Annotated in this window: 19 protein-coding genes and 2 pseudogenes; 4 read left to right on the top strand and 17 right to left on the bottom strand. The window is 67.8% G+C overall.

Annotated elements, in window-relative coordinates:
• Positions 1-3 precede the first annotated feature (3 nt).
• From SVA_RS15425 to SVA_RS15440, 4 genes are all read right to left on the bottom strand, one after another.
• Positions 4-1,293: a TolC family protein gene (locus SVA_RS15425; protein ID WP_096462072.1), complete on the bottom strand. Its 1,290-nt coding sequence runs from the start codon at positions 1,291-1,293 to the stop codon at positions 4-6.
• Positions 1,294-1,342: 49 nt separating this feature from the next.
• Positions 1,343-1,666, bottom strand: coding sequence for a hypothetical protein (locus SVA_RS15430; protein ID WP_096462073.1), 324 nt, complete (start codon positions 1,664-1,666; stop codon positions 1,343-1,345).
• Positions 1,667-1,758: 92 nt separating this feature from the next.
• Positions 1,759-2,505, bottom strand: a complete 747-nt coding sequence (locus SVA_RS15435) for a ZIP family metal transporter (protein WP_096462074.1) — start codon at positions 2,503-2,505, stop codon at positions 1,759-1,761.
• 443 nt (positions 2,506-2,948) lie between these two features.
• Complete coding sequence (locus SVA_RS15440) at positions 2,949-3,371, bottom strand: MerR family transcriptional regulator (RefSeq protein WP_420823890.1); 423 nt, start codon at positions 3,369-3,371, stop codon at positions 2,949-2,951.
• A 71-nt stretch (positions 3,372-3,442) separates the two neighbouring features.
• Between SVA_RS15440 and SVA_RS15445 the strand changes: the two genes are divergently transcribed.
• The 4 genes from SVA_RS15445 (at position 3,443) to SVA_RS20075 (ending at position 6,372) form a co-directional block, all read left to right on the top strand.
• A complete protein-coding gene (locus tag SVA_RS15445) occupies positions 3,443-3,799 on the top strand; it encodes a mercuric transporter MerT family protein (RefSeq protein ID WP_096462075.1) in 357 nt (118 codons plus the stop codon).
• Between the two features lie 9 nt (positions 3,800-3,808).
• The gene (gene merP, locus SVA_RS15450) at positions 3,809-4,111 is read left to right on the top strand and encodes a mercury resistance system periplasmic binding protein MerP (RefSeq protein ID WP_096462076.1); all 303 of its coding nucleotides are present in this window, start codon (positions 3,809-3,811) and stop codon (positions 4,109-4,111) included.
• Between the two features lie 10 nt (positions 4,112-4,121).
• A complete protein-coding gene (gene merA, locus SVA_RS15455) occupies positions 4,122-5,576 on the top strand; it encodes a mercury(II) reductase (protein WP_096462077.1) in 1,455 nt (484 codons plus the stop codon).
• A 241-nt stretch (positions 5,577-5,817) separates the two neighbouring features.
• Entirely contained in the window at positions 5,818-6,372 is a 555-nt protein-coding gene (locus tag SVA_RS20075) for a YkvA family protein (protein ID WP_197703246.1), read from the top strand.
• Here the strand turns inward: SVA_RS20075 and SVA_RS20505 are convergent.
• The 13 genes and pseudogenes from SVA_RS20505 to glgP all read right to left on the bottom strand — a co-directional run.
• A pseudogene (locus SVA_RS20505) lies at positions 6,315-6,569 on the bottom strand (Lcl C-terminal domain-containing protein); the annotation flags it as partial. The gene SVA_RS20075 and the pseudogene SVA_RS20505 overlap by 58 nt on opposite strands.
• A gap of 211 nt (positions 6,570-6,780) precedes the next feature.
• A pseudogene (locus SVA_RS20510) lies at positions 6,781-7,272 on the bottom strand (Lcl C-terminal domain-containing protein); the annotation flags it as partial.
• Complete coding sequence (locus SVA_RS20365; RefSeq protein WP_338056705.1) at positions 7,269-7,646, bottom strand: YHS domain-containing protein; 378 nt, start codon at positions 7,644-7,646, stop codon at positions 7,269-7,271. The gene SVA_RS20365 and the pseudogene SVA_RS20510, both read right to left, overlap by 4 nt.
• A gap of 31 nt (positions 7,647-7,677) precedes the next feature.
• Positions 7,678-9,588, bottom strand: coding sequence for a hybrid sensor histidine kinase/response regulator (locus SVA_RS15475; protein WP_096462079.1), 1,911 nt, complete (start codon positions 9,586-9,588; stop codon positions 7,678-7,680).
• 301 nt (positions 9,589-9,889) lie between these two features.
• Entirely contained in the window at positions 9,890-10,420 is a 531-nt protein-coding gene (locus SVA_RS15480; protein WP_096462080.1) for a cupredoxin domain-containing protein, read from the bottom strand.
• A gap of 33 nt (positions 10,421-10,453) precedes the next feature.
• Positions 10,454-11,329, bottom strand: a complete 876-nt coding sequence (locus tag SVA_RS15485) for a copper resistance protein B (RefSeq protein WP_420823891.1) — start codon at positions 11,327-11,329, stop codon at positions 10,454-10,456.
• A 73-nt stretch (positions 11,330-11,402) separates the two neighbouring features.
• The gene (locus tag SVA_RS15490) at positions 11,403-13,259 is read right to left on the bottom strand and encodes a copper resistance system multicopper oxidase (RefSeq protein ID WP_420823870.1); all 1,857 of its coding nucleotides are present in this window, start codon (positions 13,257-13,259) and stop codon (positions 11,403-11,405) included.
• 228 nt (positions 13,260-13,487) lie between these two features.
• Positions 13,488-13,856: a hypothetical protein gene (locus SVA_RS15495; protein WP_096462082.1), complete on the bottom strand. Its 369-nt coding sequence runs from the start codon at positions 13,854-13,856 to the stop codon at positions 13,488-13,490.
• A 226-nt stretch (positions 13,857-14,082) separates the two neighbouring features.
• Positions 14,083-14,559, bottom strand: coding sequence for a hypothetical protein (locus tag SVA_RS15500; protein ID WP_096462083.1), 477 nt, complete (start codon positions 14,557-14,559; stop codon positions 14,083-14,085).
• Positions 14,560-14,581: 22 nt separating this feature from the next.
• Positions 14,582-14,821: an SHOCT domain-containing protein gene (locus SVA_RS15505; RefSeq protein ID WP_096462084.1), complete on the bottom strand. Its 240-nt coding sequence runs from the start codon at positions 14,819-14,821 to the stop codon at positions 14,582-14,584.
• A 101-nt stretch (positions 14,822-14,922) separates the two neighbouring features.
• Positions 14,923-15,447, bottom strand: a complete 525-nt coding sequence (locus SVA_RS20085; protein WP_476718312.1) for a Spy/CpxP family protein refolding chaperone — start codon at positions 15,445-15,447, stop codon at positions 14,923-14,925.
• A gap of 247 nt (positions 15,448-15,694) precedes the next feature.
• Positions 15,695-16,213, bottom strand: a complete 519-nt coding sequence (locus SVA_RS15515; RefSeq protein WP_096462086.1) for a hypothetical protein — start codon at positions 16,211-16,213, stop codon at positions 15,695-15,697.
• 249 nt (positions 16,214-16,462) lie between these two features.
• The gene (gene glgP, locus SVA_RS15520) at positions 16,463-18,154 is read right to left on the bottom strand and encodes an alpha-glucan family phosphorylase (RefSeq protein WP_096462087.1); all 1,692 of its coding nucleotides are present in this window, start codon (positions 18,152-18,154) and stop codon (positions 16,463-16,465) included.
• Positions 18,155-18,159: the final 5 nt, after the last annotated feature.

Here is an 18,159-nt window from a genome sequence, read left to right on the forward strand (position 1 = left end):
GTCTCACAGCTCCACCTCCCAGAGATCCTCGCCGAAACCCGCGAGATCGGCCGCCGCGGCGCGAAGCCGCGCGAGCGTCTCGAGATAATCCCGCTGGATCTCGACATAGGTATTGAAGACGTCGATCAGGCCGAGGGCGTCGATCCGCCCGACGCGATAATCCTGCTGCGCCGCCTTGAGCTGGTCGGCGGCATCGGGCAGCAGGACCTTGCGGTAGTCCTCGACGCGCTGCGCCAGGACCGCGGCCTCGTCGAGGCGTTGACCCAAGCGGGTCTGGACGGCGAGGCGCTGCGCCCGGCCGAGCTCCGCCGTGCGGTTCAGCTCGGCGAGCGCCTCGGCCTCCCGCCCCTGCTGGCGGTCCGAGCCGGGCAGCGGCAGGCGCAGCCCGAGGCGTCCGGCCCAGGCGTAGTCGGCAGCGCCGTCGTAAAGCCGCTCGCGCCCGAGACCGAGCGTAAACTCGGGGAGCCGACCGCCGCGCGCCGCTTCGTACCGCTTGGCGGCTTCCGCGCGGCGGTATTCGAGGAGCCTCAACGTCGGCGCTTTTTGTTCAGCGTCAGCCAGGTAGGGGGATACTTCCGGGAGCGGCGCGGTCTCCGTGAGCTCGCCCTGCAGCGTGATCGCCTCGCCGCTGCGTCCGAGCAGGCCGTTCAGCTCCCGGCGTGCGGCGGTCTCGGCGACGAGGACCGTGCGTCGCTCGTTCTGAAGCTGCTCGCGCCGCAGGCGCAGCCGCAGGAAATCGACATAGCTCGCGGTACCGCTTCGGAAACGGGCGCGCGCGAGCTCCACCGCCTCTCCCGCGAGCGTCGTCATGCGTTCGAGCAACTCGCCCGCCGCCCGCGCCTGCAGCACCTCGTCGAACGCCTTGTGGGTGCGCGCGGCGATGCGGCTGCGCGCGCGCTCGAGGAGCGCCTCGGCCGCATCGACGCCGAACGTCGCGGCCTCCTTGCGCGCCCGCCGCACGCCGAACCACTCGATGCTCTGCTCGACGCCGAGCACCTGGTTGCCGAAGCGCGACGGGCTGCCGAGGCGCTCGGCCTCCTCGAAATCCCAGAAGAACGTGGGCGGGTCGAAGCCGTCGGCCTGGAGCCTGCGGGCGCGCGCCGCCTCGAGCTCGCGCCCGAAGGCCTTGAGCGTCGGGTTCGCGGCGAGCGCCTGTTCGACGGCCTGCTCGCGCGTGAGCGCCTCGGCGGAGACCGCCGCGCCGGAGCCGCGAACTTCACCCGCCGCGGACGGCGGGACGGAAAGGAGGGTCAGGGCGCACAGCCCCAAACCCGGAAGACAACGATGCAACATGAGCACCTCGCATGTCGTGTTGCCCGGCGGAAGCCGGGAGAACGTACGACTAGGAGGCGCGCGGCGGACGGATGGGGGTGTCGATTACCGAGGCAAGGTGCGGGACGAGAGGCGCTTCGAATGTCACCGAAGGCCGCTGCGTCGGAACCGGCAGACCCGCAGCCGGTTCACCGAGGAGGTGCTGCCCGAAGTGCCCGCAGTGGTGGCCGATGTGGGTCTGTACGTCCGGAGTCGGGGCGGAATCGCCTTGATCGCTCGCAGCGACCCTGTCGCCGCCAAGCGGAGTGCCCGTACCGCAATAGGCCTCGCCGGCCCATGCCAGCGAGGCCAGGAGCACGGCGACGGCGAGCACGGACGCGAGCACGGATTTCATGGGAAAGCGAGATTACTTGACCCAGGCCATGGCGGCAACCGTTTTCGGTCTCGACATGCTGTTCCATGGCCGACGTGATATCGGAACCGCCGTCAAGTGTAGGCGCTGAGCAGCCCGAACAGGCCGAAGCCGGCGACCAGGGCGACTCCCTCGAGCGGGTCTTCCCCGGCCCGATAGCGGCCCGGCGAGTTGTGGGCGGTCAGCACCATCTCCTCGACCGAGACCGTCGTCAGGATGCCCGCGGTGAAGCTGATCAGGGCAAACTTCACGAAGTCGGGCTGACCACGCATCAGCCAGTAACCGAGCGTCGCGCCGAGAACGATGGGGATGGCGAACGCCGCCGAAAGCCACAACCGGCGGGTTCGGCGCTTCTCGAAGCGCTTCATGGCTGCCAATGCAGCGAATCCCTCGGGGATGTCAGCAGGCATCTGGGCGAGCGCGAGGAGCAGGCCGAATGTCAGCGCGACGGTCGACCCGGAGCCGATCAGCACCCCGTCGCTGAAGAGGTCCACCGAGACGCCGAGGTAGATCATCCAGGGCGAGTCACCTTCCGCGCCACCGCCGAACCGTCGACGGACGATGCCCACGCCCTTCTCGAGGTAGTAGTAGCCGACACCGCCGAGCACGAACGTGCCGACCACGAGCCAGGCATGCTCGACCTCGATCGCGCGCCCCATAAGCTCGAGTCCGACGACGGCCAACACGATGCCGGCGGCGGCGTGCAGCGCAAGACTCACCGCGCGCGCGGGGAGCGGAAAAAACTCCGCGAAGAGGCCGCCCCCGAAGTTGCCGAGCGCCGGAAGCGCGACGAGCGCGAGAACGAGGAAGAACTCGGTCACGATGCGTTAGAGAGACGCCAAACGGCATCGTCGCACGGAAAGTTTGGCAAGAAACACGGAAGGACGCTTGTGGTTATTTGTTCCGTTCGCCGACGGCTTTGACTCGTCGGAGAGTCATCCGAGTGCGGCGGAGCGGCCACGAGCAATTCGGAGCGAGCCCGATAAGACCGGCCTCTGTGTTCGCGCGCCGGGCGATGCTCCTCGGCCTGCCCAGGCAGGAGAGCCGGCCATCCGTATGCGGGCAATGGACGACGCCGAAAAGCGCGATGAAGTCCACCGACGCGGGCACGGAGAGACAGAGGCCGGCGAGCCAGAGCCCGATCACGCCGCCGACGAGTGGGTCCGGCGGGATGCGAATGGAGATCGACGGGATGAACCAAGGGGGCGGCCAGTGAACTCCTCTCCCCATCTGCGCGAAGAGGATTGACCATCGCTTCCTCTGGTCAGCGCGCTGAACCCGGTTCCTCGTCCTCGTTGAGGCTGTCGATGATCGGACAGCCGTGCCCCCCGCCGCCCCTGCCGCAGGCGGCGATCAGGCTCCTGAGCGCCTTTCGAATCGCAGCGAGATCGGCGAGCTTCTCGTCGATGAGGCGAAGCTTCTTCTGTGCGAGGTCGCGCGTCTCGCGGCAATGCCTGCCGTCGGCGAGCCCGAGCAGGGCCGCGATTTCCTCGAGCGAGAAGCCGAGCCGCTGCGCGCGGCGGATGAAACGCACGCGCTTGAGACTCTCGCCGTCGTAGCGGCGAAAGGCGCCGTGCCTGGACCCCGGCAGCGGCAGCAGGCCGATGCGGTGGTAGTAGCGTATGGTCTCGACGTTGACGCCGACCGCTCGGGCGAGCGCGCCGATAGTCAGTTCTCTGCCCTGCACCACGCGCTTGACTCCGTACTTGACTCCGCACCTAAGCTTACCACCGTCCTTTTCGAAGCGGAGCATGTTCAATGAGAACGCGTTCCAACGGGTCGGGGAGCGCCTCGCTCGTCGCCTCGCTGGTCGCCGGCATCGGTGCCTCGGTCTGCTGCGTCGGGCCGCTGGTGCTGCTCACGGCGGGTGTGGGCGGCGCCTGGATCGCGAACTTGACCGCGCTCGAGCCCTTCCGCCCCCTCTTCGTCGGCGCCGCGCTCGTGTTCCTTGGGCTCTCGTTCCGCAGGCTCTACCTGTTCCCGCCGGCCTGCGAGCCAGGCACGCCGTGCGCGGATCCGAAGCGCCTCCGCAGGCAGCGCGCGGTCTTCTGGATCGTGACGTTGCCGCTCCTCGCGCTGCTCGCCTTTCCCTGGTACGCACCCCTCTTTTATTGACGGAGCCCCATGTACAAATCTCTGTTGACCGCCCTTCTGCTTTTCGCCCTCGTCCCGACTCCGACGCCGTCGGCCGCGGCGGCCGACGCGCCGGGCGCGAGGACCGTGACGCTCGCGGTCGAGAACATGACTTGCGCGGCCTGCCCGATCACGGTGCGCAGGGCGCTGCGGAAGGTGCCGGGCGTCGCCGCGGTCGAGGTCGATCTCGAGACCCGGACCGCCATGGTGACGTTCGATCCCGCGAAAACCAACGTCGAGACGCTGACCCGCGCCACGACCGAGGCCGGTTATCCCTCCACGCTCCAGCCGTGACGCTTCGATCATGATCACTCGGCCGCGACGCAGCGAGGATGAGACCGGCACTACTTCCGGCAAGCGCGCCGAGGCGCTGCGCATCGCCATCATCGGCTCCGGCTCGGCGGCCTTCGCCTGCGCAATCCGCGCGGCCGAGGGCGGCGCCCGCGTGACGCTCATCGAGTCGGGAACGCTCGGCGGCACCTGTGTCAACGTCGGCTGTGTGCCCTCGAAGATCCTGATCCGCGGTGCGCACATCCGTCACCTCGCCGCGCACCACCCCTTCGCCGGCCTCGCCCGGCAGGAACTCGCGCTCGACAATGCCGCGCGCGTGGCGCAGCAGCAAGCGCGCGCGGGTGAGCTGCGCCGGACGAAATACCAGTCGATCCTGGATGCGAACCCGAACATTCATCTAATGAAGGGCCGGGCGCACTTTCTCGAACCCCACGCGCTCGCCGTCACCGATGTCGCGGGCCGCGAGCGGCGGGTCACCGCCGACCGCATCCTCATCGCCACCGGCAGCACGCCGGTCGTCCCCGACTTGCCCGGTCTTGCCGGGACTCCCTACTGGACCTCGGCCGACGCGCTCGTGGCGAACGCGCTTCCCGAGCGGCTGATCGTGCTCGGCGGCTCGGTGGTGGCCGTCGAGCTCGCGCAGGCGTTCGCGCGCCTGAGCAGCCGGGTGACCCTGCTCGCGCGCAGCACCTTGCTCTCGCGCGAGGACCCGGCGCTCGGCGCGTCGCTCAGGGAGGCGTTCGAGGCCGAAGCACTCCGGGTACTCACGCACGTTCGCATCGACCGTGTGGCCTTCGATGGCCATGCCTTCCGCGTGGACCTCGGGAGCGAAGTCGTGCGCGGCGAGCGGCTGCTCGTCGCCACGGGCCGCGCGCCCCACACGGCCGACCTCGCTCTCGAGCGGGCCGGCGTCGCAACCGGGAGGAACGGCGCCGTCGTCATCGACGATCGCCTGCGTACCTCGGCCGGGCATATCTTTGCGGCCGGCGACTGCACGAACCTTCCGCAGTTCGTCTACGTCGCCGCGGCCGCCGGCACGCGTGCGGCGATCAACATGCTCGGCGGCGACGCGCGGCTGGATCTCTCGACGATGCCGGCGGTCGTATTCACCGACCCGCAGGTCGCGACCGTGGGCTTGAGCGAGACCCAGGCGCGAACGCAGGGGATCGCGGCGGAGTCACGGACGCTCGACCTCGGACAGGTGCCGCGCGCGCTCGTGAATTTCGATACCCGCGGCTTCATCAAGCTGGTGGCCGAGGCGGGCTCGGGTCGCCTGTTGGGCGCGCAGGCGTTCGCGCCGCAGGCCGGCGAAATCATCCAGAGCGCGGCGCTCGCCCTGCGCGCAGGAATGACGGTCGAGGCGCTCGGCGACCAGTTGTTCCCTTACCTGACGATGGTCGAGGGACTGAAACTCGCGGCGCAGGCTTTTTCGAAGGACGTGGAGCACCTGTCGTGCTGCGCCGGCTGACGGGGCGCCGTCTCAGGCGCACTCGTCGCGGAAGGCCGGCGCCTCATCACCGTTCGGTGCCGAACGCGCTACTGGTCGAGCGCGAAGGGCGATTGTGAATGGACGTCCTGAATCATACCGTTGGCCGCGGCGTAAAGACGCAGAGGTCTTTCGGGACCGAAGTCCCGCCACGATTCGAAGCGCGAAGCCATGATGGCACGATGAGTCGCGGTATCACGACCCGGTTACGCGGAGCCCGATCATGCCGCTGCTCGAACCCCTCCGCCAACGCGCGCGTCGTCTCGAGACGGAAACCTTCGCGCTCTACCTCGCCGCGCGCGATCCCAGAACGCCGTGGTATGCCAAGCTGCTCGTTGCGGCCATCGTGGCGTATGCCCTGAGTCCGATCGACCTGATTCCCGACTTCGTGCCGATCCTCGGCTATCTCGACGACCTCATCCTGATCCCGCTGGGCATCGCCATCGCCGTCAGACTGGTTCCGCCCGAGGTGCTGGCGGACTCCCGGACGCGGGCACGAGCGGCGGCCGGGGGCACGAGGCCGGTCAGCCGACTTGCCGGCGCCGTCGTCATCGCTCTCTGGCTGGCGCTGGCGGCACTCATGTTCTCATGGGCCTACGAGGCGTTCGCGTCCGCGCAAAACTTGCCGGGGCACCGACCGGCCGGACATACCTCTTCCGCGACGAGCCATACGAAGAACCGCGCCTCGCGCTTCTGGCCGACGCCGACGGCGCCCTTGTCGAGGTCGAGCGCCCAGGCCCAGTCGGGCTCGAAGGCGCTGGTCGTCGAGGACCAGTAGACGTCGCGGATGTCGGTGAACGGATGCGATCGCGGGAGCGCCGGGGCGTAGTGCGCGCAATCGATGAGCGATTCGAGCTCGTTGATGTTGGGCAGGCGCCAGCCGGGTGGGACCGCGCGCAGCGCCTCCTCCCAGGCGACCGGCCCGCCGAGGTCGGCGGAGCGGCCCCAGAGGAGCCCCGTGAGGATATCGCGCACCCCGTCCCTCTCGACCTTGAAACGGGGATACGGCCACGGTCGGCCCCGGCGATGCTCGCCATCCTGACCGCTTCCCGCACACGATCTCGCGGCCTGCCGCGTCGTAGCAGCGAAGCTCGCCGGTCGCAGGCAGGATACCGTTGCCGTTGCCGCGCACCGGCCACACCATGAACGACTGGTCCTTGCCGCCGTAGAACATGCGCCCGCCGTCGAGGTTAACGTACCACGCGTGGCTCGGGCTGATCGCGGCGCTCGTCGAGGACCAGTACCAGCCGTGGAAGACGTCGCGGAAGGGATGGCCGGCGGGCAGCACCGGGCGGCGCGCCTGGTGATCGACGAGACTGCGCAGCTCGCGGCGATTTGGCAGGCGCCAATCCCGATGCCCGAAGCGCACGTCGCGGTTCATCGCCTCGACGAAGGCGAGCGCCTCGGTCCACGTGACGGGAAACTCGCTCAAGCCCGCGTCGCAGCACCAGGCGAGACCGGTCAGGCGATCGAGCACGATATGCTCGGCCGCCTCGAAGCGTAGCGTCGGCCACGGCATGCCGCACCGGTGCTCCGCGTCCTGTCCGCTCCCCGTGCAGGCGATCACGCGCCCCGCGGCGTCGTAGCACCAAGTCTGCCCGGTCGCCGGATACGCGGGCGCCGAACCGGTTTTCGCTCTCTCGCCGTCCCCGCGAGCTGCGAGGCGGGTCGGCCTCATTCGTTTGGTTTTCGCGGCGTGTAACCCGGCGGGTGCTCTGCGATCGGACGCTCGAGGTACATCCGCGGGTTGGCAAGGAACGCGTCCTTGCAGGGGATCGAGCAGAAGTAGAACACTTCGCCCTGATACCTTACCTCCGCCGCTGCCCGTTCGGGCACGACGTTCATTCTGCAGACCGGATCCATAGCCATTCGGAGACCTCCCCTAAGATTCGGGCCGTCAGATTCGGAGCGTGGCCCGCCCGCGCACACCTTCTGTGCCTCACGGTGCGTAAGTCTCGCTCTTTCTTTCGTGCGGAAAAAGTGAGTGGCGCGGGAACTCGGAAAAAATCGCCCTCCCAATGAGATCGACGGGTAACGCGTCATGGAGCGCATCCCCGGCTTCGATAAGCCGGCGAAAGAAAGATCAAGTTCGCCGGCCTTCGCGGGGTGTCGTGCCTTCCAGGATTGGCGCGAGGTCGTTCAGGGCGATGGGCTTGAGCAGGTGCAAATCGAATCCGGCCGCCCGGCTCTTCTGCCGATCGACCTCTTGGCCGTAGCCGGTCAGCGCGACCAGGACGACCGAGGCCAGCATGGCGTCGCGGCGGAACTCCTCGGCAAGCGCGTAGCCATTGAGGCCCGGCAGGCCGAGATCGAGTATCGCCACTTCCGGTTGGAACGCGCGCGCGAGCGCGAGCGCTTCGTGCCCGTCGGTGGCCGACCGGACCTCGTGGCCCAGCCGCTCGAGCAGGTAACCGAGGCTTTCGATCGCGTCCCGGTTGTCGTCGACGAGGAGGACGCGTCGCGGGTTGCGGCTCGGCCCGTGGCTCGGCTCCGGTTGGCGCTCCGGTTGCCCGATACCGGAGGGCGACAGGAGCGGCAATCGCACGACGAACTCGGAGCCCTTGCCCGGCCCGTCGCTCCTGGCTGCGACCTCGCCGCCGTGCAGCGCGACGATCGCCTTCACCAGGGCAAGCCCGATGCCCAGCCCGCCTTCGGCGCGCTCCAAGGTGCGCTCGCCCTGAACGAAGAGATCGAAGATGTGCGGCAAGAGCTCGCGCTTGATGCCGGCGCCGGTGTCGCGGACCCGCAAGAGCACCTTTCCGTCTTCGCGGGTCGCGGCGACATGTATCCTGCTTCGGGCCGGGCTGAACTTGATGGCATTGCTGAAAAGGTTGGAGACAACCTGAACCAGGCGCGGGACATCGCCGCGGAGGAAGAAGGACCGCTCCGGCACTTCCACCGTGAGGTCGTGGCCTTTGGCGTCGAGCGCCGCACGGTTTATCTCGACCGCCTGCCAGACGATGTCGCGGAGGTCGACTTGCTCGAGGGTGAGCGACAGCCGGCCCTGGGCGATGCGCGAGAAGTCCAGCAGATCGTCGACCATGTGGCTGAGGTGTTTCACCTGGCGGCTGATGAGGTCGGCCGCCCAGTCGAGCCGCGCGCTGCCCCCGCTGTGCAGCCGCACGATCTCGGCCCCGGTACGGATCGGCGCGAGCGGGTTGCGCAGCTCGTGGGCGAGCGTCGCGAGAAACTCGTCCTTGCGGCGGTCGGCGGCCCGCAGCTCGGTGATGTCGTGGGCGATCACCATGACGGCCGGCCGTCCTTCCCAGGGGATGGAGGCACCGACCACCTCGACCATGCGCACGCTGCCGTCGAGCGCGAGCCATTTCTGCTCGCTCAGCGGATTGGGTGCCGACGAGGTGCTCGCCCGCCTGATCCGCTCGCGCACCGCTTCGCGATGATCCGGATGCACGAAATCGAGCGGGGCGCGGGTCAGCACCTCCTCGATGCTGCGCGCGCCGAAGAAGCGCACGCACGCGGGGTTGGCATAGAGCATCCGGTCGTTCCGATGGACGAAGATGACGTCGGGACTCATCTCGACCAGGCGGCGGTAGCGCGCCTCGCTGTCGCGCAGCGCCTCCTCTCCCTGCTTGCGCTCAGTGATGTCCTGGATGGTGGCGATCAGATGAAGCGGGCGACCTTGCTCGTCCCGAATCAGTCGACCGATGCAATGAGCCCAGCGCACGCTTCCGTCCTTGCGTACGTAGCGCTTCTCGAGTTGCCACTCGGTCGCGCCGCCGGCCATCACCTCATCGGCCAGGGCGATGGTGGCCGCCCGGTCGTCCGGGTGCGTGAGATCGAGAAACGTCTTGCTAAGGAGCTCGGCTTCGGAATAGCCGGTGAAATCGCAGAGCTTCCGGTTGACGCGCAGCAAACGCCCCGACCGGGGCTCGATCTCGGCGTTGCCGACGGCGGCGAGGTCGAAGAGCGCACGAAACGAGCAGGTTCCGCACTCCTCCGGGCGGAGTTCCTTGTACGACGGATCGAGAGCCACGGGTCCTCCTGCTGCGACGCCCCGTCTCCCCTTCGCTGCGTCTAATTATCGATTGCGCCGGCTGACCGTCCGTAGCTCGCCACTCGCCTGGCAGTGCTCTGGAACATCATGGCAAACTTGCTTCTCCCGCGCCACCACGAAGCCATTCCGTGCAGGGGCAGGCTGACCCAGCGTGCGCGCAAGTCGCGCGCCTCCGCGCCAGACAGGTCTCCGCGCTTATCACTCCAAAATAGAGTCAGCGGCGCGTCCGCCGTTCAAGCTCTTGAACCGCAGCGAGTAAGGCGCGCGCCGCTTCCCGGGATCATTCGACCTTGATTTTCCCCGCCATGCCTGCCTCGAGATGTCCTGGCAGGAGGCACGCAAAATCGACCGTACCCGCTTGGTCGAACTGCCAGACGAGGCCGCCAAGCTTGCCGCCCGCAAGCGTCACCATGTTGGGCTCGGCGTGCTTCATGTCCGGCATGGCGCGCATCATGGCCGCGTGCTCCTTGAGCTCCGCCATGGAGCCCAGGACGAATTCGTGCTGCAGCTTGCCGGTATTGCGCACGAAGAAGCGTACGGTCTCGCCGGCCTTCACTTCGATGCGGTTCGGCGTGAAGCGCATGTTGTCATCCATCGTGACTTCAATCGTGCGGCTGACCTTGGCCGGGTCGCCGGGCCGCCCGGCGCCGGTGTTGTGCATCTGGGACATGCCGCTCATGTCGTGGCCGTCGCGCTTCATCTGGCCCATGTCGTGGCCGCCGTGCATGTCATGGCCTCCGGAATGATTGCCGGCACCGTAGGCGAGCGCCGGCAACGCGCCGAACAACAGGATCGCAAATGTCTTTCTCATGGCTTCTCCATCGGATTGGCTTTGTTGAACATACTAGAACCAGAAACGCACGCCCGCGACGAGCCGCGTGTCTTCGGCGTCCTCGCCGGCGGCGCGGGCGAAGTCCTCGGTTTCGCCGGATTTGCGCACCCAGTCGATCCCGACGTACGGAGCGAACTCGCGCCGGATCTCGTAGCGAAGCCGCAGGGCGGCCCCGAGCTCGGACAAGCCGCTGCCCAAGCCGCGCTCCGGGTCGCGTTTGCCGTAGAAATTCGCCTCGATCCGCGGCTGCAGGACCAGCTTCTGGGTCAGGAGCAGCTCGTACGCCGCATCGAGCCGCAGCGCGCTGCGCCCGTCGTCGCCGAGGTAACCGGCCGCTTCCACTTCGAACCAGTAGGGCGCGAGCCCCTGCACGCCGAACGCCACCCAGCCGCGGTTCGGCCCCTCGCCGCCGTCGTGGCGCACGCCGAGCTGCGCGTCCCAGTACGCGGCGATGGCGTGTCCCCACAAGAGCTCCGTGCGCGCCTCCTCGAGCTCGCCGCCGTCGACCGCGCCCTCGGCCTTCAGCACGGCCCGGTCGTAGGTGCGCCCGTACCAGGCCTGCAGGTCGTACGCTCCCGAAGTGTGGTCGTCGCTGCGCACGATCTCCAGATTTTCCACCAGCAACGAGCCGAGGCTGTGCTCATCGGCGAGCCGCAGCTTGAGCGGACCGAAGTCGTAGCCGCCGGAGTAGGCGTGCGGGTCGCGCGCATCGGGCGGCGGCGAGCCGCCCTGCATGGATCCCATGTCCATGTCGGCTCCACCGCCTGTATCCGCGGCGGCGCCGCGATCCGACTCCGTCGCCGGCGCAGCCGGCATCGCGTGTCCCGCGTGCGGGTCGGCGGGCGCTTGTGCGTACTGGGCCCACGCCGGGGAAAGGCCGAGCGCCATCAGGATGGCGCCGATTGAAGTTACTCGCTTATGCATCATCGTTATCCTTCTGCTGTGTTTGTCTGCGCCGGGCTCAGGCCACGACCACCTGCCGGAACATGCCGGAGTCCATGTGCAGCAGCAGGTGGCAGTGCCAGGCCCAGCGGCCGGCCGCGTCCGCCGTGACGAGGAAGGTCACCCGCTGCGCCGGCTGCACGCTGATGGTGTGCTTGCGCACCTGGAAGCGCCCGTCCGGGCCCTCGACCTCGTTCCACATGCCGTGCATGTGCATGGGGTGCGTCATCATGGTGTCGTTGACGAGCACCACGCGCAGGCGCTCGCCGTACCGGAAATGCACCGGCGTGGACCGGCCGAATTCCAGGCCGTCGAACGACCAGGTGTAGCGCTCCATGTTGCCGGTGAGATGCAGCTCGATCTCGCGCTCGGGCCCGCGCTCGTCGATCGGCCCGCCGATCGTGTGCAGATCGGCGTAGGTCAGCACGCGCCGGCCGTTGTTGCGCAGACCGATACCGGGGTCGTCGAGATTGGTCCGCGGGTAGTCGACGCGCATGTCGACACTCGGGCCGTACTCGGTCCTCGCGTGGCGCGCCCGCACCGGCCCCGCGCTCATTGCAGCCCCCGCGGGCATCGTGTGCCCGGTATGGTCCATGCCCTGCATGCCAGGCATGGCGTGCTGGCTGTGGTCCATGGCGCCCATGGCCGTCCCATCGGGCATCGCGTGCTGGCTGTGATCCATGGCCATGCCGCCGTGCGCGCCGTGGTCCATCGCGCCCATCATGTCCGCCATGGCGAGCCACTCGGGCGTGTCGAGCGGGGGAACCTCGTCCGCCATGCCAGGCCGCGGGGCGAGCGTCCCGCGCGCGAAGCCCGTCCGATCCATGGACTGCGCGAAGATCGTATAAGCGCGGTCATCCTTGGGCTCGACGATCACGTCGTAAGTCTCGGCCACGCCGATCCGGATCTCATCCACCGTGACCGGCTCGACGTCCTGGCCATCGGTCTGCACCACCGCCATCTTGAGCCCGGGGATGCGGACGTCGAAGAACGTCATCGCGCCCGAGTTGATGAAGCGCAACCGCACCCGCTCGCCGCGACGGAACAACCCGGTCCAGTTGCCCGCGGGCGTGGTGCCGTTCATGAGGTAGGTGTACGTGTAGCCGGAGACGTCGGCCAGATCGGTCGGATTCATCCGCATCTGGTTCCACATCCTGCGGTTCTCGAGAGCGGAACCGAGACCCCCGCTTGCCACCTCGCGCAGGAAACCGCCGACCGTAAGCTGGTTGAAGTTGTAGTAGTCGCTCTGCTTCTTGAGCTTCGCGAGCACGCGCATCGGGTCCTCGTCGGTCCAGTCGGACAACTGCACGACATATTCGCGATCGGCGCGGATCGGATCGGCGCCGCGCGCCGGGTCGATGATGATCGCGCCGTACATCCCGGTCTGCTCCTGGAAACCCGTATGCGAGTGGTACCAGTAGGTGCCGGTCTGGGCGACCTTGAAGCGGTAGGTGAACGTTTCCCCCGCCGGGATGCCCTTGAAGCTGATGCCCGGCACGCCGTCCATCTGGTACGGCAGGAGAATGCCGTGCCAGTGAATGGACGTAGCCTCGCGCAGACGGTTGTGCACCCGCAGGGTCACCGTCTCGCCTTCGCGCCAGCGCAGAACGGGCCCCGGGATCGAACCGTTAATGGTCGTGGCCATGCGCGGGCGTCCGGTGAAATCGACCGGCGTCTCGGCGATGGTGAGATCGAACTCGGTGCCGCGCAGCACCGCGGGTGTCCCGGTGGCAGTCGCGGGCTCGGCCCACGACGGCCTGAGCCAGGGTGAAAGCCCGAGCATCACGCCGCCCGCGGCGAGGCCCTGGAGGAATCGCCGCCGCGGCGGGCTCGGCAGGATCAGGGAAGGCTGGTGAATAATACGCTTCATCGTCATTTGACCTCTTCGGTAATCACGGCACCGCGCACTGTCCCTTGGACGGTGCGATCGGGAAGAGAGGTCGAGCCAGGACACGCGCGTAGCCAAGCGGTTGCGCCCGTTCCGTCGGAGAACGCGCCGCCTCGATGGGCGCTCGTGGCCATGAGGACCCCTCCTCTGCCGGAAGAAAAGAAAGAAACCGCTACCCGCCCGGCAAACAGCCGGCGAGCAAAACGACGGGGAGAATCAGCCGCGCTGGGGCGGCCGGTTGAGGAAGGTGACGAGGAGCGAGTCGTGCAGCTCGCGCACGGTCGGCGCCTGGACCGGACGCGCCGGGGAGGTCGCGACGGCGACCGTCATCGAGGCCGTGAAGCAGTGCGTGCAGATCGCGCAGCATTGGCCCTGGCAACCGTCATACTTGTCGCACGGCGACGACTTCACCTGGGTATCGGGGGCGTGATGGGCATGGGCGGCGTTCATGTCGGCGGGCGCGGACAGAACGTGCGCCGAACCCTCGCCCCCGTGATTGTCGAAGGCGACCGCCGGCAGAACCGGCGCCGCCGCAAGGAGCGTCGCGAGGAAAAGCTTGAACCAATGACGGATGCAGAAGCGCACGTGGAGACAATAGCAGAATTGTTCTAAGTTGCCCACAGGCGCAAAATGGCGGTGCCTCCGTTCCGAAGCACGCCCGGTTTCTGCAGTGAGCAGCCCGCCTGCCGCCGGCCCCTGTCACCCGTTCGGCTCTTTTCTGGCCCGCCCCGGGGCAGCGCCTCGCCCCGGTCAGACCGGCCTGATCAGGCGGTCGTAGAACGCGACCTGCCGCTCGGTCGCTCCACCCTCATCACCGCTTCGGCGGGTACTCCTGGTCGCTCGGGCGGTCGCCCTTTTTCTCCCGCTGCACCTGGAGCGCGGTCAGTCCGTTGTGCGGGCCTTTCTCGTTGTAGAGCACGTCGATCACCCTTCCCTGGTCGTCGAACTCGAGCGTGAAGCTGCGCGCGCCGTAGGACTCGGGGTGCGACTCGCGGACCGTCTGCGTCTGTCCCGTGGGGCCGCGGTACATGTGCTCGCGCTCGCCGCCGATCGTGTACACCCATCCTTCCTTGCCGTTTGGGAGCGTCACGAATCGATGGGCCTTCCCGTGGTGCAGGAACGCCGCTTGCTTGTCGATCTGGCCGAGCGGATAGGCCGCCAGAGGATCGCGCGGGTCCTTTGCCTTCTCAAACTCGGGCGGCATCGGCAAGTTCCCGCTTGGTGCCGCCATACCGAAGCCGCTGACGAGAAGAAGCGCGAACGCTCCCCACACCACGTGCTTTGCCATTGCTCGCCTCCTCATTGATGAATCAGGCCTGCAGGTCGCGCTTCTTCTGTTCGAACTCCTCCTTGCCGATGTCGCCGCGCGCGTAGCGCTCCTTCAGGATAGCGAGTGCCCGTCGCTCATCATGACGATCCGCGTCGTTTCGACCGGGCGTCCCGAAGACCCACTTCACGAGCGCCACGATGAGCAGGATGAGCAGACCCCAGTAGAGCAGCATGTGCAACGCGCCAAAGCCCCACCACCAGTAACCCCCGTCTCCCCACATCGGTGTGCCTCCTTCGCTTCGGTTCGATGTCCCGGGCGGATCGAGTCCGTGGCCGGGACAACCTGGACCCGCCCGGATACCGGGACGGGTCCGGTCGCGCGCTACTGACGCGGCTTCATCGGCTGGCCGCCCGGACCCGTCATGCCGCCGGGCCCGAACCCGCGCGCCGTCCCGCGGCGCCACTGCGAGAGCTGATCGCGCTGCTCCTTGGTGAGCACGTCGAACATGCGGTTGTGCGCCTCGGTCGAGATCTCGGCCATCTGCTGGTTGAGCTTGGCGACGTTGCCGTAGACCTGGCCGACCTGCTTCGGATCTGGCTTCTCGTTGAGATAGAGATCGCGCAGCCTCGCCTGCTCGTCGAGCAGCTTCCCGGAGAGCTCCCACTGCCGCTTGCGCGTCTCGTCCTGGATCTTTGCGATCTTGGCGCGCTGATCGTCCGTGAGGTCGAGCATGGCCAACGGTCCCATCCCCATGCCGCCGGGGCCCATCATGCCGCCGCCCATCATTCCCATGCCCATGCCGGGACCCATCATCCCCATGCCGGGCCCCATGCCACCCATCATGCCTGGGCCCATCATTCCGGGGCCGCCCATTCCCATGCCGCCGCCCATCATGTTCATCATCATGGGCATCATCCCCATCATGCCCATTCCTCCCATCATCCCCGGACCGCCCATCATGCCGGCGCCGGGACAGCCGCCGTAGCCGGCGCCCGGTCCCCAGCCTCCCATCATGCCCGGCCCCATGCCCCCGCCCGGGCCGTAGGCGCCTGCGCCCATCATCATCTGCCCTTGGTCGGCGCCATTCATCATGCCCGGCTGTGCCATCGCCGCGAGCGGAAGCGCGATGAGCGCCAGTCCCGCAAGTGCCTTTCTACCCACGCCTTCGAACTTCATGAGTCACCTCCTTTGCTGGTTGCCTGCTCCACTTCCCCGACACCGGGAAGCTCTCCACGTCGGATCGGCCATGCCCCCACCTTCGGAACAGGGCGATCATCAAGATCGGTATGGCAATCCATTGCAGCAGCGGGGTCAGGCCGATGCCGTGGATCAGCGGCATCGAGGGCGCGTAGTCCCAGGACGCGATGCGATAAACGTTGAACCATTCGCTGAATGCCGTGTAGGCGATCCCGAACACCACGGCGGAAATGCCGCCGAGCCAGGGCGAGGCATGCGGCCAGTCCTTGCGCCGGCTCGCTGCGGCGCCGACGGCGAACGCGACCGCGGCGATCATCGCGTCGCCGATCGTGCAGTGTGCGATCGAGTAGGCGATGACAAGCGGCGTACCCTCGCTCCAGAGGGTATAGAACCGAAGCTGCACGAGCTCCCACGCGAGATTCAGCGGCAGCGCGAAAGCGACCCAAAGCAAGAGGGCGCGGGCGAAGTCGCGCACGATCAGCGGCTCTCACGCGAGGGCGTCCGCGCCGTCGTGCGAGCCGGCGTTTCGGCGCCTCTTGGAGGCTTCCCGAAGATGGCACTGGGCTTCATCTTGCTCTTCTTTTTCTCGAAGGCCCGTGGAGCGGGTCGTTCAGCATTTAACTCTATGCTCATCGAAGGCATCAACCCGAAAAGATGCATGGGCTCTCCGGTCCTGCATGGGATTGCCTCTGCTGCACTCGCAACGAGGCGCCGGATCAGCTTCCTAGCGGATGTAGGCGTCGGTCGCATAGCGGCGCATCATCCGGTGGCTGTTGAAGACTGAGCCGTTCTTCGCGATGGCGCCCTTCATCACCGCGATCCAGCCCGCGCGATTTTCGTAGTAAAGCGGCAGCACCACCCGCTCGAGCTTGTCGTACAGCGACTCCGCGTCGCGCTCACCCGGGCCATCGTCGTCGCCGATGGCCCATCCCGTGATGCCTTCGATGCGGCCCTCGACCCACCAGCCGTCGAGCACGGACAGCGAGGGGACGCCGTTCAGGGCCGCCTTCATGCCGCTCGTGCCCGAGGCCTCGAGCGGCCGCAACGGCGTGTTGACCCAGACGTCGACGCCGGAGACCATGAGGAGCGCGAGCGCCATGTCGTAGTTCGGCAGGAACACGACGCGCACGCGGCCGCTCAGCGCGCGGATATGGCGGTGCAGCTGCTCGATCGCCCGCTTGCCGCCCTCGTCGCGCGGGTGCGCCTTGCCGGCGAGCACGATCTGGATCCGATGATTGGTCGCGATGCTGGCGAGCCGTTCGAGGTCGGAGAAGAGCAGCTCCGGGCGCTTGTAGGCGGTCATGCGCCGCGCGAAGCCGAGCATCGCCGTGTCCGCATCGAGGCGCACGCCCGACAGCGTCGCAACCTTGTCGAGCAGCGCTGCCTTCGCCTCGCGATGCGCCGCCCAGATGGCCTCGTCGCCGATACAGCACTCAGCGCGCACGAGCAGCTCGGGCTCGTGGCACCAGCCGGGGACATGCGCGTCGTAGAGCTTCGCGAGCGGCGGGGCGGTCCAGGCGAACGGGTGCACGCCGTTCGTGACCGCGCGGACCTGGTAGCCCGGGAACATGCGCCGCGAGGTCTCGGCGTGGCGCTTCGCGACGCCGTTGATGTACTCGCTCATGCTGAGCGCAAGCTGGGTCATGTTCAGCTCGCCGGCTCCGGCGAGCTGCTTCAGTGTGGGAAGATCGACGAAGTCTCCCAGCACCCGCTGCACCAGATCGTAGGGGAACCTGTCGTGCCCGGCCTCGACCGGCGTGTGCGTCGTGAAGTTGCAGAGCTCCCGCACGCGCGGGATGTCGTAGCGCAGCTCGCCGGGGCGCACGTCCTCGGGCGGATAGGCGTAGCGCTCGAGCAGTTCCAGGGTGAGCAGCGCGGAGTGCCCCTCGTTCATGTGGAACTGCCGCACGCGGAAGCCGAGCGCGTACAGCATCCGTACGCCGCCGATCCCGAGCACCGCCTCCTGCTTGAGGCGATAAGTCGGATCGCCCCCGTAGAGGTAATCGGTGATCGCGCGGTCGGGCTCGGCGTTCTCGGGGAGACTCGTGTCCAGCAGGATGACGGGCTGGCGGCCGCCGCGGTGGCTCTCGAGCACATAGAGCCACGCGGCCACCCAGACGACCCGGCCCTCGATCGGCACCGACACCTTCGCCGGCAGCGGCTGCGCGAAGCGCGCCGGCTCCCACGGATCGGGGTGCTCGATCTGGCGCCCTTCGGCGTCGAGGCTTTGACGGAAGTAGCCCTGGCGGCTCACGAGGCTCACGGTCACGAGGGGCAACTCGAGGTCGGCGGCCGAGCGCACGGTGTCGCCGGCGAGCACGCCGAGGCCGCCGCTGTAAGTGGAGATCTCGTTGCGCAGCGCGACCTCCATGGTGAAATAGGCGATCCGCTCCTGGTGGACGAACCTGTGCAACATGCTAC

The sequence above is a fragment of the Sulfurifustis variabilis genome, assembly GCF_002355415.1.
GTDB lineage: Bacteria > Pseudomonadota > Gammaproteobacteria > Acidiferrobacterales > Sulfurifustaceae > Sulfurifustis > Sulfurifustis variabilis.